This window comes from Marinovum sp. E3, assembly GCF_055755275.1.
Window position 1 is genome coordinate 88,164 of sequence record NZ_JBVTQV010000004.1, and the last position, 14,908, is coordinate 103,071.

Genomic DNA, 14,908 nt, shown 5'->3' on the forward strand with positions numbered 1-14,908 from the left:
GGCAAAGATGCTGACACATGCAGAGCTCCGCGAACTCCAGACCAAGTCGCTCAAGATGCAGGGCTGGATCCGGCAACAGACCTTCTCACCGGAAAACGAAAAGACCCTGCGCCGGTTTTCCTCCTGGGAGGTGGCCGAGCTGATCCTCGGCCTCAACCAGTCGACCTTTCGGGGCAAGATGGCGGCGGATCCGACACTGCCCGCCGGCATGGTCGAACCCGAGGGCCGGCAGCGCTGGTTCACGCTCGATGAGGTCAACACCCTGCGCCGCCGGATCAAGCCGCGCGGCAAGTCGCTGCTGCCGCCGCGCCCCAAGGGCCGCGCCTTCCGCACCGCCATCGCCAACTTCAAGGGCGGCGCCGGCAAATCCACCGTGGCGCTGCATTTCGCCCATGCCGCGGCCCTGGATGGCTACCGCGTGCTCTGCGTCGATTTCGACCCGCAGGCCACCCTGTCGCATTCCATGGGGCTGACCGACGTGTCCGAGGAACACACCGTCTGGGGCATCATGGCGCGCGACCTGATCCGCGAGACCGAGGCCCAGAACAACGCCCCCCGGGGCGCCGCCTCGGGCACCGCCCTGCCCCGGCGGACCATTCCCGCGGCGATCACCGATCTTGGGCTGCACGACCTGCGGGTGCCCGATTTCATCCAGCGCACCAACTGGCCGACGATCGATCTGATCCCCTCCTGCGCCAATGCCGCCTTTGTCGAATTCGCCTCGGCGCAATACCGGCATCTCAATCCCGAATGGTCGTTCTTTGCCGCCGTCTCGCGGTTTCTCGATCAGCTGCCGGATGACCAGTGGGATCTGATCTTCTTCGATTGCCCGCCGGCGATCGGTTACCAGTCGATGAATGCGGTGTTCGCCGCCGACATGCTCTATATCCCCTCCGGCCCCGGCTATTGGGAATATGACAGCACCACCAGTTTCATCGGCCAGCTTTCCGAGGCGCTCGAGGATCTGGCTTACGGCTTCGAAGGCACCTTATCCGCGGATAAGGTCACCCTGCCCAAGGCGTTTCACGACGTGCGCTTCCTGCTCACCCGGTACGAGCCCGGCAACGATCTGCACCGCGCCATGTTCGAGGCCTTCGGCAAGGTCTTTGGCGACCGGCTGGCGCAGCACCCGGTCGAGATGACCCGCGCGGTCGAGCAATCGGGCCGCTTCCTGAGTTCGATCTACGAGATGGATTACCGCGACATGACGCGCGAGACCTGGCGCCGGGCGCGAGCCAGTTTCGACCGGGCTTATGGCGAGTTTCGCGAGGTGATGCTGCCGCATTGGCAAAGCTTCGATGCGCCGGGCTTACCCGCGGATAAGGTGCTGGAAGGAGATGAGGCATGACCCGCAAACGCCGCATGTTCCAGATCGACATTCCCGAAGAGGCGGTGGCGCCGCCGGCGCCGTCCGGCAACAGCGCGCGGCGCGGGCCGATGGCCAGCGCGATTGCCGAGAACGCCGAGGCCTTGCAGGCGCGCAAGACCGCCGCCGAACAGATCCGCGAAGAGAACGACGCGCTGGCGCATGAGTTCGTGGCGCTGCGCGAGGCCGGCCATGTGGTGCAGAGGCTGCCGCTCGATCAGGTGCATTGCGCCATGCTGGTGCGCGACCGGATGCCGGGCGAGGACGTCGAGCTTGGCGAGCTGGTGACCTCGATCCGCGACACCGGGTTGTCGAACCCGATCCGCGTGCTGCCGCGACCGGACGGCGGCGGTTACGAGCTGGTGCAGGGCTACCGCCGTCTTGGCGCCTACCGGGTATTGTACCAGGAGACCGAGGCAGAGGACTGGGCCGAGATCCCGGCGCTGATCATGCCCGGCGCGCCGGATGTTGCCGGGCTCTATCGGCGGATGGTGGATGAGAACGTGATCCGCAAGGACCTCTCCTTTGCCGAGATGGCGCGGGCGGCACAGGTCTATGCCGAGGATCCCTCGACCTCGGTGAGCACGGCGCATGATGCGGTGGCCGAGCTGTTTCAGTCGGCGCCTTATTCCAAGCGCAGCTACATCCGGCTGTTCGCGGTGATGCTCGAGCATTTGGGCGAGGTGCTGTTCTATCCGACCGAGATCCCCCGCGCGCTTGGCATCGAGCTGGGGCGGGCGCTGAAAACCTCGCCCGATCTGGCGCGGCGGATCGCAGAGACGCTGAAGCCGATGGCCGGGCGCGATCCCGACGAAGAGATCGCCGTGCTGCGCGAGCTGGTGGGCATCGGTCATCCGGCGCCGCCGGCCCGGGAGCCGGCGGAAAGGAAGGGCCGCGCCTCGCGGACCAAGACGACGTTTCACATCCGGTCGAACGCCGGTCAGGTGAAATGCACCGCGGCGCAGGGCCGGCTGGAGATCAAGGTCGATCGCGACTTCTCGTCGATCGAACGCAAGCGGCTGGAACAGGCGATCACTGCGCTGATCGACGGGCTGGAATAAACACCGGCAATCTTATCCGCGGGTAAGGTTCTGGCGGCGTCTTGTCCTTGGGGCAGGGCGCCTTTTTTGCATCGGAGGCGGCGGGCCCGGTTCCGGATGCTGCAAAAGGGGCGCCGGGAGGTCTGTCATTACCGGACATAGCGGGCCGGTGTACATGGCGGCGGTTACTGGGTCAAGGTATCCGTAAAAGCGCCGCCGTCGGCTGAGCCGGTGCAAAAATATCCGTCCGGTGCAAGCCGAAACGTTACCCTCGGCCGGCGCTTGTGTGATCGGCCAAAAGACAGATTAAGTCATTGAAAATGTTTAGGGTATTTCCTGAATGGGCATATCGAACCGCCACAGGCACGCCCGTTCGGTCTGCGGGGCAGGGGGCCGACTAGCCTCAGCCGGGTTCCCAGACCCCGACGCCTGCCGTCTCGACGATGGGGGGCGCGGTCAGCTGGTGTTGAACCTTGTCCCATTCGGCGCGGATGCGGGGCAGGGCGGCCATCGCCTCGACCTTGGTTTCCCAAAGCGCGACCACGGTCCAGCTGCCGTCGTCATTGGGGACATGGGCGGCGCTGACAAAGCCCTCGACCGCCTCCGGGCGGATATTGGCGCGCATGTCGCGTTCGAAACCGGGCTGATCGATGTCGGGTTTCAGTCGGTATGTCGTGCGGCGGATGAACATGGAGGGGTTCCTGTCAAATGGTCCCGGGGCGCGCGGGTGCCGCGCCCCGGGGTTGGCTTCAGTTCAGGGCGCCGATCTCGCGGTAATAGCGCACGGCACCGGGATGCAGGGGCATTCCGGCCAGGGACTGCACCGCGAATTCGAGATTCAGTGCCTTGGCCCAAGGCGCATCCGAAGTGATGGAATCGAGATTGTCCCAGAAGGCTTTGGTCACCTGATAGACGGTGTCCTCGTCCAGATCGGCGCGCACGCCGATGCCGACGGCGGTGTCGTTCGACATGACGGGGGCCTCGTTCACCTGGTTCTCGTACAGACCGGCGGGCACTTCGGCGAGGTAGCGGAAGGTGCCGAGAAACTTTTCGACGGCCTCGCCGGAATGATCCTCGGGTCCGATAAAGCGGATCGTCTCGGTTTCGGTGAACTGAATGAACTGTTGGCAGGGGTCGATGCAGCCGTTGACGTACATGTCGACCTTGCCGTCCTGAAAGGCCTGGAACCCGGTTGCCCAGTTGGCGGTGATCGCCTCGTAATCTTCGCCGACCACCAGGCCGGTGGTGGCTTCGATCCAGCCGGCCGAGGCGTTGAAGGCGCCGCCGCCGGCGGGGCCGAGAAATACGGTGGTTCCTTCGATGTCGTCAAGAACCTCGATGTCGCTCTCGCCGCGCACGGCATAGTGATATTGGCCATAGGGGAACCACATCAGCAGGGCGACATTCTTGGCCAGTTCGGGCGCTTCGGCCTCGTTCTGGTACATGGCCACACCCTTGGAGAAGAAGTTGTAGATCGTCGGCGAGACCATGAACATGTCAAGGTTGCCACGCGCCGTTTCGAGCTGATGCACGGTGGCGGCGCCGCCGCCGGCGACCTCGATGTCCACCGCGTCCTGGTTGCTGTTCACCACGTTGGCAAAGGTGGCCATGGTGATCGCCTGGCCGAGGCTGGGTTCGATGGTGGCCATCTTGAGGGTTTCGGCGCCGGCATTGCCGGCGGTGACGGTAGCGGCAGTCAGGGCTGCCAGGGTCAGGTGTCGCATCAAGTTCCTCCCAGTTGAATGCGTCGTGTGAAGGTCAGGGGGCCGCCGGTCCGGCGCGCCGGGCCAGCCGCGGACTGGCCAGAAGCAGGGCCAGCCCGAGCCCGGCGGCGGGGGCCGCGATGGCAAGTTGCGGCAGCAGGGCCGCGCCACCCAGCGTCAGGCGCAGCGCCCGTTCGACGACGGACAGGCGGCTGCGGTCAAAGCCGGCCAGCGCCGAGGCGATGAGCCACATGGCCAGGGTGAAGGCGCCAAGGATCCAGAAGAAATCAAACCAGGTCACGGTGGCGATATCGATCATGGCCCGAGAGTTCACCCGGTCTTCGCCGAACCATTCGAAGATCACCTGCAACTTGTAGAGCACCGCCGGGTGATAGACGAAGACAAAGGGGATCAGGAAGCCGGCCAGCGAAATCTTGGCGGCCTCGAAGCCGGTCTTGATCGGATCTGCCCCGGCGATCGGGGCGGCGGCAAAGGCGGCGAGGGCGACCGGGGGCGTGACCGTCGACATCATGGCAAAGACCACCACGAAGAGATGCAGCGTCAGCGGCGCGATACCCACCGTATCGATGCCCGAGGAGAGCGCGATCACGATGATGAAATAGGTCGCCCCCGGCGGCAGGCCCATGCCCAGGACGATGGCGCCGAGCGCCACCACCAGCAGGACCAGCGGCAGCGGGCCGTCGGCCACCTCGGCCAGAAGCTGCGACAGCCGTCCGGCAAAGCCCGAGGTCTGGATCAAGCCGACGATCAGGCCGATGGCGGTGACGATGATGACGATGGTGGCGGCCATCCGGCCGGCATCGACAAAGGCGGTCCAGAGCCGGCGGCCGGACCGGAAATCGCGAAACAGCAGGCTGGCCGAGGCCAGCGCCGCGATCAGCCCGTAGAAGCCGGCCTTGGGCACCGAGGGCTGGGCAAAGAGGAAATAGCTCAGCGTGCCGAGCGGGATCACGAAGACCAGGCATTGCACCCATTCGCTGCGGGTCAGCTTGGGCCGTTCCGAGGCGGGAAGGGCGCCGACGCCGCGTTTGCGGGCCTCGAAATAAACCGCGAGGAAGGTGCCGAGATAGTAGAAGATCGCCGGAATGATCGCGGCGACGACGATGTAGCGGTATTCCAGCCCGATCTGGCCCGCCACGAAGAAGGCGACGACGCCCATTACCGGCGGCATGATCTGGCCGCCGGTGGAGGCCGCGGCCTCGACCGCGCCGGCGAAGGCGGGTTTGAACCCGGCCTTGCGGATCACCGGAATGGTCATCACCCCGGTCGAGACGACATTGGAGATCGCCGCGCCCGACAGCGTGCCGAAGAGCGCGGAAGAGGCGACGGAGGCATGCGCCGCGCCGCCGGTCAGCCCGCCGGTCAGCCGGTTGGCGATCTTCATCAGGAGGTCGCCGGCGCCGCTGGCCATCAGCACCGCGCCGAAGACGATGAAGATCAGCACATTGCCGGTCACCACCTGGATCGGCTGGCCGAACATGCCGCCGGTCTGGGCCCAGAATTGCAGGATCATCTGCCGCAGGTTCTGGCTGAATGTGGCCTCGGACCCGGCCAGGATGCCGGTCCAGTCGGGCAGCCAGCCCTTGACGAAGAAGTAGACCACCCAGAACAGGCAGAAACCGACGATGAAGCCGCCGAACAGGCGCCATGTCAGATAGAGCGTGATCGCCGTGGCCAGCGGGAACTTGACGTAATCGATGCCGCGCGCGGTGGGCAAGATGCCGGCGTCGGAGGCAAAGATCGCCACGATCCAGCTGGTGAAGGCGCTCACCGCCAACGCCGTCAGCGCCCAGTTGACCGCCCGCAGCCCGGGCTTGCGGTGCAGGGTCAGCAGCGTGATGGCAAAGCTCAGCACGATCGGCAGGCCGATGATCAGCCCGGTGGGCAGCAGGAAGCCCTGTTCGAAGGCGCGATGGGCGGCGCCCAGCCAATGTTCGCGCAGGAAGACCCGCTGGTCGCGGCGGCTCATCTCGTCGAAGGCCGGGGTTGTTGTCTCGATGACCCAGCGGATGAATTCGTTGAGCGGCCCGGAGGCGGCGTAGAGCACGATCACCGTGACAAAGAGCGCCGCGATCACGTCTGCGACGTGTTTTTCGAACAGGGCGCCGCGCGGCGGCGGCGATGTCTCAACCTCGGACGTCATGGGAGTCCTCCTCGGCCGCAGGGCCGTCCAGATGGACCTGCCGCGCAGGTCCGCGATATTTCTCGGTGAGTTCCGCAGGCACTTCGCTGCCATCGACAAGGAAGGGCAGGATGCCGCGGCGCATCGAACTGCCGCGGGCGGCGCGGATGTCGTCGTCGGACATCGTCACCCGCTGGGCCATGCGGCGGCCCCAGTGCCCGAGGCGTGCATACAGCCGGTCGATCTGGTCGGCATGGTCCGCCTCTGCCCCGAGATCGGTGAATTCGTCCGGGTCGGTCTCCAGATCGAACAGCATCGGACGGAAGCCGCCCTCGAAGTGAATGAGCTTCCAGCGGCCGTCGAACACCATGCACATCCGCGCGTCGCGCGGGCTCACCCCCAGGGCATCGGCGCGGGGGGTGACCGAATAATCGTATTCGCTGATCACGACGTCGCGCCAGTCGGCGGGAGCCTCGCCGCGGATCCAGGGCATCAGGGACCGGCCTTCGAGGATATGATCGGCCACCTGTCCGCCGGCGGCCTCGACGAAGGTGGGCGCCAGATCGATGGCCTCGACCAGCGCATCGCAGGTGGTGCCGCGGGTGGCGTCGGCGCTGGCGCGAGGGTCGTAGACGATCAGCGGGATCTTGACCGAGGCTTCGTGGAAGAAATCCTTTTCGCCAAGCCAGTGATCGCCGAGGTAATCGCCATGGTCCGAGGTCAGCACGATCATCGTGTCCTCCATCCGGCCGGTCGCCTCGAGATGATCCAGCAGGCGCCCCAACTGATCGTCGCATTGCTTGATCAGCCCCATGTAGGCGGGGATGACCTTGTTGCGAACTTCGGTCTGCTGAAAGGCCTGGGCGACGCGGGCCTCGTGATAGGCGCCCAGCACCGGATGCGGATCATCGAGTTCGAGCGGATGACGCACGGGGGGCTGAATCTGGTTGTGGCCGTACATGTCGTGATAGGGCGCCGGCACGATATAGGGCCAGTGCGGCTTGATGAAGGAAACATGCGCGCACCACGGGCCTTCGGCGGCCTCGATGAACCGGATCGTCTCAGAGGTCAGCCAGGGGGTTTCGCTGTCCTCTTCGCGGATATTGGCCGGCTTGTCGGCGTTGCGGAACATCCAGCCCGAGGCGATTTCGCCGGCATCGACCGCGCCATTGGCATAATCCGCCCAGGGGTTCTCGCCGTCATAGCCCTTAGATTTCAGGTATTCGTTGTAAGGAGAGCGCTTCTGGTCGTAGAGACCGTCGGGCCCCGCGCCCCAGAGCCCGTCATCACGCGCCCAGGCGTCGAAGCCGCAATCGGCCTGCCGCGCGCCGATCACGCTGTCCGGCGAGAGGCCCAGCCGCGCCATGCCCTTGGCGTCGGCCTTCATGTGGGTCTTGCCCAGCAGCCAGCAGTTCATGCCGGCCTCGCGCAGGTGATCGCCCAGCGTCACCTCGCCCACGCGCAGCGGAAAGCCGTTCCACTGTGCCCCATGCGACGACACGTAGCGCCCGGTATAAAAGCTCATCCGCGAGGCGCCACAGATCGGCGATTGCACATAGGCCCTGGTAAAGCGGACGCCCCTGGCGGCGACGCGGTCGAAATTCGGCGTTTCCAGCGCGGCATGACCGGCGCAACTCAGGTAATCGAAGCGCAATTGATCATACATGACGAAAAGGATATTCATCCTGGCCTCCCAACCCTGACGACGCGCAATTCGGCGCTCTTCTGGTTGCGGGAGTCTACGGGCTTGCAGGCGGTGGCGGGAGGCTCCGAAAGTTGATGGGTATACCTTCAGGGAATAGGGGGGCCGATCTCGTTCCGGGCCACCTGAAGCACGCAATCCGCGAAATATTGCATCGCCGGGGTTGGCGGCCGTTCAGAGGCGGTGACCAGGGCGATGCGCGAGGCTTGCAGCGACTCGTCCAGATCGAGCGCGCAAATCCGCCATTTGGCGCACACCCGGTCGATCAGCAGGCCGGGAAAGGTGCAGAGAAAATCGCCATCCTCGACCATCGCCAGAATGCTGGTGATCGAATCCGAGGTCACCATCGGATCGGGCGGCGGCAGGCCGCGGCTGATGAAATGCCGTTGCAGGTAGGGCAGGCGCTTGTAGGTGCCGATCATCAGCCAGTCGGCGGCGGCGATCGCCTCGAGCCGGGTTTCGCCGGCCCAGCGCGACGCGGTGCTGGCGATGACCGAAATCGGCGTTTCCACCAGATGGGCGACAGACAGCCCGGCGGCGTCGGCCTCGCGCGGTTCGGGGCCGATCACGAAATCGACGAGACCGTCCCGGACCGGGCCGAAGGCCATCGGCTCGTGGCCGCCGGTGATCTGCACCCGAACCTTGGGAAAGCGCCGCCGAAAGCGCCGGATGGTGCCGCCGATGATCCGGCTGGCCGCCAGCGGTGACACCGTGACGTTCAACCGGCCGGTGCCGTCGCCGCGGCGCTGTTCGACCTCTTCCTGCATCTTGCGCAATTCCGCCTGGATGATGCCGGCGCGGCGCAGAATCTGCTTGCCATCCTCGGTCACGGCGACGCCGCTGGGCGCGCGTTTGAAAATCGCCGCGCCCAGTTCGGTTTCCGCCTGGCGCAGCGCCTTGGTCACGGCCGGCTGGGTCTTGCCCAGGCGTTTCGAAGCCGCGCGGATGCTGCCGGCCTGCTCGATGGCGAGCAGCATTTCGACGTGCTGAAGCTTGATCATCCCGATCCCCCCTATTCCGGGAGTTTATACCCGTAAAGCTTGGGGTGGCCACCCGGGCCGGGGGGCCTGGCCGGCCGGGCTCAGGGATCGATGCGCACCTTGAAAGAGACCGAACCGTCGGAGGCCGGAGGATAGCTGCCGGCGCAATCCCAGCGCAACGGGCCGGAATAGCCCGCGATATTGCTGGCGGGCACAACCACCGCGCAGCTGAGCGCGCCGCCGACGGCGACCGGGCTGGGCACCGGCTCGGCCAGGCTGGTATAGGCCGGGGTGCGGTCAAAGATCACCACGTCGAGCGCCGCCGCGTTGCTCTGGTTCTCGAGCCGGATACGGTATTCCAGCACGTCGCCGGCGGCGCCGGCATTGGCGGTGCCCTCGGCGGTGCCCTGGGTTTCGTTGCGCACCGTCTTGGTCAGCTTGAGCTGGCCCAGGCCGCTGCCGGTCTCGACCCGGTCGGTGTTGCTGGCAACATGGGTCAGCGGGGTGGCATCCAGCGCCGTCGCGGCGTCGAGCCGGTAGGTCAGCCGCGCGCCCTGGGTGACGCCGCCGCTGGCCATGACCCGCGAGATCACGCAGAGCCGGTCGCCCGCCTGCACCGCCACCGCCGCGTTCAGCGGCGCCTCGGGTTCGCCGTCGCAATCGGTGTCGGCGTAGATCGCGGCGCTGAAGGCGTTTTCGGGTGTCATCGACACCTGGCTGTAGCTGAACAGCACGGTGCCGGTGGTGGTCGCGGCGTATTCATGGCTCAGAAGCGCGACCTGGCCGGCGGCGATGGCGGCGGTCTGGTCCTCGGTCAGGCGCGGTGCGGCGATCAGGCCGAAGTCGAGCCCGGCGTAATCGGTCTCGGTCGCCGGGGTGAAGGTGAAGCTGCCGTCGCGCGGATCGGGATCAACCAGCGTCGGCAGGCCGCTCTTGGTTTCGGAGACCGGCATGTAATCCGGGTTGTCGGTGACGCTCAGGGTGATCGGCCCGCTGTGGGCGGCATCGAGCGCGTAGTTCCAGCTTCCGTCGTCATCGACCAGCGGCGCGGCGATCACGCCGCCGGTGCTGTCGGTGATCAGCAGCCGGACCTCGGGCGCGCCGACTTCGCCGCCATTGACCAGCCCGTCATGCGCGGTGCCGCCGCCGCTGCCGTTGTCGAGGAAAATCCGCCCAGAGAGCCGCCGCTCGCCGGCATAAAGCGAGATCGCATAGCTGTCTTCGTCGTCGTCGGCCAGGCCATCGTTGAGATCGTCGACCGCGGCGCCGACCGCGGGATCGCTGTCGCGGTCGTCGAGCGAGCTTGCGATGATCTCGACCGAGTTGACGTGGTTGCCGGTCGCCAGCACCCGCGCGGTGATGCGCAGTTCCTCGATCGCACCGGGCAGGATTTCATCGACGAACCAGACGCCGTTGGCGGGATCGTAATAGTCGCCGGTCGCGGGGGCATCGTCGCTGACGTATTGGAAGCCCGAGGGCAGGTTCTCGATCACCGTCACCCCCGACGGCGAGCCGGGACCGGCGTTGTTGATCGAGATCACGAAGTCGATCAGGTCGCCCGGTGCCGCCTGGGTGATGACAGTATTGCCGCCGTTGGCATAGGCCACCTTGGTAAGCGACAAGTCGCTTTCCTGCGGGTCGAAACCGAAATTGATGTCGGGCGTGTTGCCATAGGGGGTGACCGTCACCCCGACAATCGGGTTGGAGGTGCCGATCTGCGACCCCGCGGGCAGATCGCTGTCGGTCACGTCGACGTCGACGCGATAGGTCGTGCCGGGCGAGAGATCGCCGACATTGAAGGTGCCGTCGGCCAGGGTGTCGACCGTCTTGAGGAAGATATCGTCGGTAATGTCGTTGGGCGTGCCCCGGTCGTCATGGACATTGATCGCGATGCCGCCGCCCAGGTTGATTTCGGCGCCGTCCTTGGCGTCAGAGCCGTCCTGGTCGATATAGACGTTGCCGGACATGCTGCCGTAGGGAATGGCCGAGGGGCCGCGGCAGGACGCGCCGTCATTGGTGCCGCCCTCGTCATCCTGGCTGACCGCGATCAGCTGACGCAGCCCGGTGGTGGTGTCGACCAGAAAGATCTCGTTGGTGTTGTTGTCATAGATGTAGAACCGCCCGGTGTCGTCGAACCAGACCGCGCCATAGGTGCCGGTATAGGTGGCCGGGCCGAACAGGGTGACCGCCTCGGTGCCGACGCTGGCATTGCCGCCATTGGCCGAGACCCGGAAGATCCGATCGGTGCTGCCGTCGATGCCGTAGAGGTTTCCGTCGATCGCGTTATAGGCGAAATCGACGGTGTTGACGTTGGTGTCGAGCTCCAGAAGCCCGTTGTCCACTGCGGCATCGGCGTTCGAAATGTCGAGCAGCTGAAAGGTGTTGTTGTCGGCCTTGTAGACCATCACCCCGTTTTCGAGGATGTCGCCGGCATTGGTGCCTTTCTTGATGCTGCCCGGCGGATCGGGCATCCGGGTGAAGGTCCCGCCGCCGTCGACGCGCCAGAGCTCGCGCTTGCCGCTTCGGACGGCATAGAGATAGCCATCGACCACGCTGTAGCCCCAGCCGCCGTTCAGGTTTTGCCCGGCCGAGCCGATGTCCTGGAGGTTGAGGGTATAGCCGGTCAGCCCGGCGGTGAAGGCCAGCCGCTTCAGCGTCGAATTGGTGGTGGCGATCTGGTAGAGCCCGGCATCGCAGGTCACCGGCGGGGCATCGCCCGAGATGGTCAGCTGATAATCCTCGACCTCGCCATCGATCGCCAGTTGCACCACGCCCGCGGTTGTCGACCAGCGGAAGCGCGCAAAGGTGGGAAAGAGCGTGGCATTGGCCGGCGTGTCGACGTCAAAGACGATGATGCCGTTCAGCACGCCGTCCTTGTCGCCGGCCGAGCCATCCTGAAGGTCCGCGGCGATCATGTCGCCGGCGTCGAAGCTGCCGTCGCCGTCGAAATCGATCCAGGCCTGAAGATAGGCGACCGCGCCGGTCACTCCGCTGACGCCGCCGGTGACTTCGTTGACCACCACCGAGATCTCGGTGGTTCCGCCCTGAAAGAGCTGCGGCAGGATCACGCCGTCTTCGTCGTCGCTGCCATCGAGATCATCGCCGGTGGCATTGGCGCTGTATTGCGTGGTGGCATCGGGGTCGGGCGGCACCGAGCCGAGGTAGGTGCCGGCCACCCCGGCCTCGGCAATGACGTGCTGCGGATCGCCGTAGCTTTCCGGCGCATCGCCACGGTCGACCACCGGGGCGGCGGCGACAACCACGGCGTAATCCTCGACCTCGCCGTTGCCGGCCGGCGTGGTCACGCCAAGCGCCGGCTGGCTCGACCAGCGAAAGCGCGCATATGTCTGGTCGAGTACCGCATCGCCGGGCACCACCACATCGAACTGGATCTGGCCGTCGCCCGCCGCCACATCGGCGCCGGTGCCGTCATCGGCCAGGTCGGTGGCGATCTGCTCGGCGGTGCCTGCCTCGAGCGTGCCATTGCCGTTCCAGTCGACCCAGGCTTGCAGCAGGCCGCCGGTGCCGGTCACATCGGCGGTGATGGTGGTCAGGATCCCCTGGGTCATCGGCGGGATCGACACGCCGTCGTCATCGTCGCTGTCGGCATTGGTGGCATTGCCGGGGCCGCCGTCGCCGGTGATCGACGCGCCGATCCGATAGGCGTCGCCATCGATGAAATTGTGCAGCGCATCGCCAAGACCGCTGGGTGCATCGGTGAAATCTGCGCAGGCCTGGATATCGGCCAGATGCATGCCATCCGCCCCCGAAAGGCCGGCCGCGCTGAACACCAGCGGGGTGTGGCGGATGATCAGCGTGTCGATCGGCTGGGAAAAGCCCACCAGGAGGGCCTGGCCCGCGCCCGAGGCCAGCGTGGTGGTGCGCTCGCCGGTGACCGAGCCGTCGTCATTGGCGACCCGGGCCATGGGAAAGCTGCCGGGGCCGTTTGTCATCGCCGGGCTGACACGCTGGCCCACCAGCTCGCCGTATACCGTCACGGATTCGTCGGCGTTGAGATCGGCGAGGTAGAAATAGACGCCGTTTGTGGGCTGGCTCAGGGTCACCCGCAGATCGACATATTGCGCGTCGAGCATCGGATTGCCGCCGGTGCCGGCGTAAAGCGTGTTGGCGGTGGCGATCGCCGCCGGGCGGAACGGCTGCGACAGGTCGGAGGCCACCACCGAGCCGGTGATGCCGTAGCGCGAGATCGCCACGTTCTGCCCGACCAGCGCCGGGGCGTCGGTGGCCCAGTCGACCAGTGAAAAGCGGGTGCCGGTGCAGCCCGGCAGGGCCTCGACCGGGGCGGCGGTGACATTGACGCTCACGCTGTCGGTGACCGGGCCGGATTCATTGGCCACGATCCGGGTGTCGGCCTGCACGGTGGCGCCGCCGGGGGCATTGGTGGTGACGTCGAATTCGACCGCGCCGGAGCCCAGGCCGTTGAGCACCGGGATATTGGCGAAGCTGAAGGTGCCGCCGGACGGATTTGAGGCGGGGCGGATGTCATCGCCCGAGATCACCTCGAAATTGGCGGTTGACGTGGTCTGGGCCGGCAGGGTCGCCTGCAAGGCCGCATCGGTCAGCGGCGAAAGCGAGGTATTGGCATAGGCCACCCGATAGCGCACCGTGGCCGAGGGCGGGATGTCGCCGCCGCCATAAGGCGCGCCGTTGACCTCGACGATCGAGATGCCGACGACGATGTCCTCGCTGCCCGGCACCGCGTAGGAGGACGAGCCGGCCACCCAGTAGCGCCAAGGGTTGTCGTTGCCGGCGGCGCCGCCCTGGGCGCTGTCACCGCCGTGGCCTTCGGCATTGATCGGCCCCAGCGCATCGGGATCGGTAATCCGCAGCCGCAGCGCGCCGTAATAGACCTCGTTCTCGGCGATGCCGCCGAAGGCAAAGCGCACGGCGTTGGTGCCGGCGGGCAGGGCGGTGAGGTCGGAGGTGTTGAGATCGAAGCCGGTGGTCGAGGCATCGCTACAGACCGCGACCGAGTTCACGCCGGGATCGGTGGTTTCGGGATAGACCGAGCCGTCGCCGTTGGCCGGGCCTTCGCCGCCGGGAATGGCCGGATCGTCGGCCCGGCAGGAGCCGTCGTACTGGATGCGTTGCCAGGGGCCGGTTGTGCCGTAGCGGTCCCAGTCGCTGCCGCTGTCGGGGCCGGCCACCGGGCTGCCCGAGCGGAACGGCGTGGCGCCGCGCCCGCCGGTGATCGAGGTCTGTTCGGCGGTTGAAAAGCCGTTGTCGAAGATCGAGCCGCCCGACCCGAAGGCATTGACCTGCACCGCGTCCCATTTGTTGTGCACCCGAGCGGTGCCGGTGCCGCCGACGGTTGTCCAGGGGGTGCCGTTGGTCGGATCGACCAGATAGCCGTTTTCCAGCGTCGCCCGGTCCGACCCGTTGGCAAAGAGCGCGGTGTCGTCGCGGGTGGAATAGAAGATGCCGGTGTCGCCGTAGATATAGGCGAGCCCGTTGTTGCAATCGGCGGTGGTATAGCCCGCGACGGAACAGAGCGTGTCGTCCTCGGGCTGCCAGCCGAACAGGGAATCGTCGAAGGCCTGCTGCCCCTTCGGCCCCCAGCCCTTGGCGACGCCGCTGCCGGTCGAGGCCAGCCCCGGGCGCGCCGGAATCGGATTTCCGCTGGCATCCGTGATATAGGCGCCGACCACTTCGGCGCCGGCAGGAACATACATGGTGGCATAGCCGCCCGGACCGTCCTGCGTGCCCGCCACGATGGCCGGAAAGCTGGAATAGACCTCGACGATGTCGCCCGGCGAGAGCGCCGGCTGTCCGCTCTGGATGCGGGCCCGGATCTCGTTGCGCGAGGCGTCTGACACGTCGATGGTGCCGGTCCCGAGCCAGGCCCCGTGCCCGAGCGCGGCGACCGCCGTGACCAGCCAGATCAGGATGACCCAGCCGGTCCGGCGGCTTTTCTGGAGGAGAGATACCCAGCTGAAATCGTTATACATCACAA

General features: G+C 66.3%; 8 protein-coding genes. 2 read left to right on the forward strand and 6 right to left on the reverse strand.

The features are described 5' to 3' along the window. The first annotated feature begins 7 nt into the window (after positions 1 to 7). Together AC0J5K_RS20610 and AC0J5K_RS20615 are read left to right on the forward strand one after the other, a co-directional pair. On the forward strand, positions 8 to 1,348 hold the full coding sequence (locus AC0J5K_RS20610) for an AAA family ATPase (RefSeq protein ID WP_048535147.1): 1,341 nt from the start codon (positions 8 to 10) through the stop codon (positions 1,346 to 1,348). Then, a complete protein-coding gene (locus AC0J5K_RS20615) occupies positions 1,345 to 2,427 on the forward strand; it encodes a ParB/RepB/Spo0J family partition protein (protein ID WP_074837670.1) in 1,083 nt (360 codons plus the stop codon). The genes AC0J5K_RS20610 and AC0J5K_RS20615 overlap by 4 nt, the downstream gene beginning before the upstream one ends. Before the next feature lie 382 nt (positions 2,428 to 2,809). Here AC0J5K_RS20615 and AC0J5K_RS20620 read toward each other — a convergent pair whose 3' ends face one another. From AC0J5K_RS20620 to AC0J5K_RS20645, 6 genes are all read right to left on the reverse strand, one after another. Continuing rightward, the gene (locus AC0J5K_RS20620; RefSeq protein WP_371399008.1) at positions 2,810 to 3,097 is read right to left on the reverse strand and encodes a hypothetical protein; all 288 of its coding nucleotides are present in this window, start codon (positions 3,095 to 3,097) and stop codon (positions 2,810 to 2,812) included. Between the two features lie 58 nt (positions 3,098 to 3,155). Next, complete coding sequence (locus AC0J5K_RS20625) at positions 3,156 to 4,130, reverse strand: TAXI family TRAP transporter solute-binding subunit (protein WP_371399009.1); 975 nt, start codon at positions 4,128 to 4,130, stop codon at positions 3,156 to 3,158. Positions 4,131 to 4,164: 34 nt separating this feature from the next. Then, on the reverse strand, positions 4,165 to 6,273 hold the full coding sequence (locus AC0J5K_RS20630; protein WP_473009948.1) for a TRAP transporter permease: 2,109 nt from the start codon (positions 6,271 to 6,273) through the stop codon (positions 4,165 to 4,167). After that, positions 6,257 to 7,936: a sulfatase-like hydrolase/transferase gene (locus AC0J5K_RS20635; protein ID WP_074837673.1), complete on the reverse strand. Its 1,680-nt coding sequence runs from the start codon at positions 7,934 to 7,936 to the stop codon at positions 6,257 to 6,259. Before AC0J5K_RS20635 ends, AC0J5K_RS20630 begins: the two co-directional genes overlap by 17 nt. 107 nt (positions 7,937 to 8,043) lie before the next feature. Continuing rightward, positions 8,044 to 8,955 (reverse strand): LysR family transcriptional regulator, encoded by a 912-nt coding sequence (locus AC0J5K_RS20640; protein ID WP_074837674.1) that lies wholly within the window; start codon positions 8,953 to 8,955, stop codon positions 8,044 to 8,046. An 80-nt stretch (positions 8,956 to 9,035) separates the two neighbouring features. Next, a complete protein-coding gene (locus tag AC0J5K_RS20645; protein ID WP_420398500.1) occupies positions 9,036 to 14,903 on the reverse strand; it encodes a GEVED domain-containing protein in 5,868 nt (1,955 codons plus the stop codon). Positions 14,904 to 14,908 lie beyond the last annotated feature (5 nt).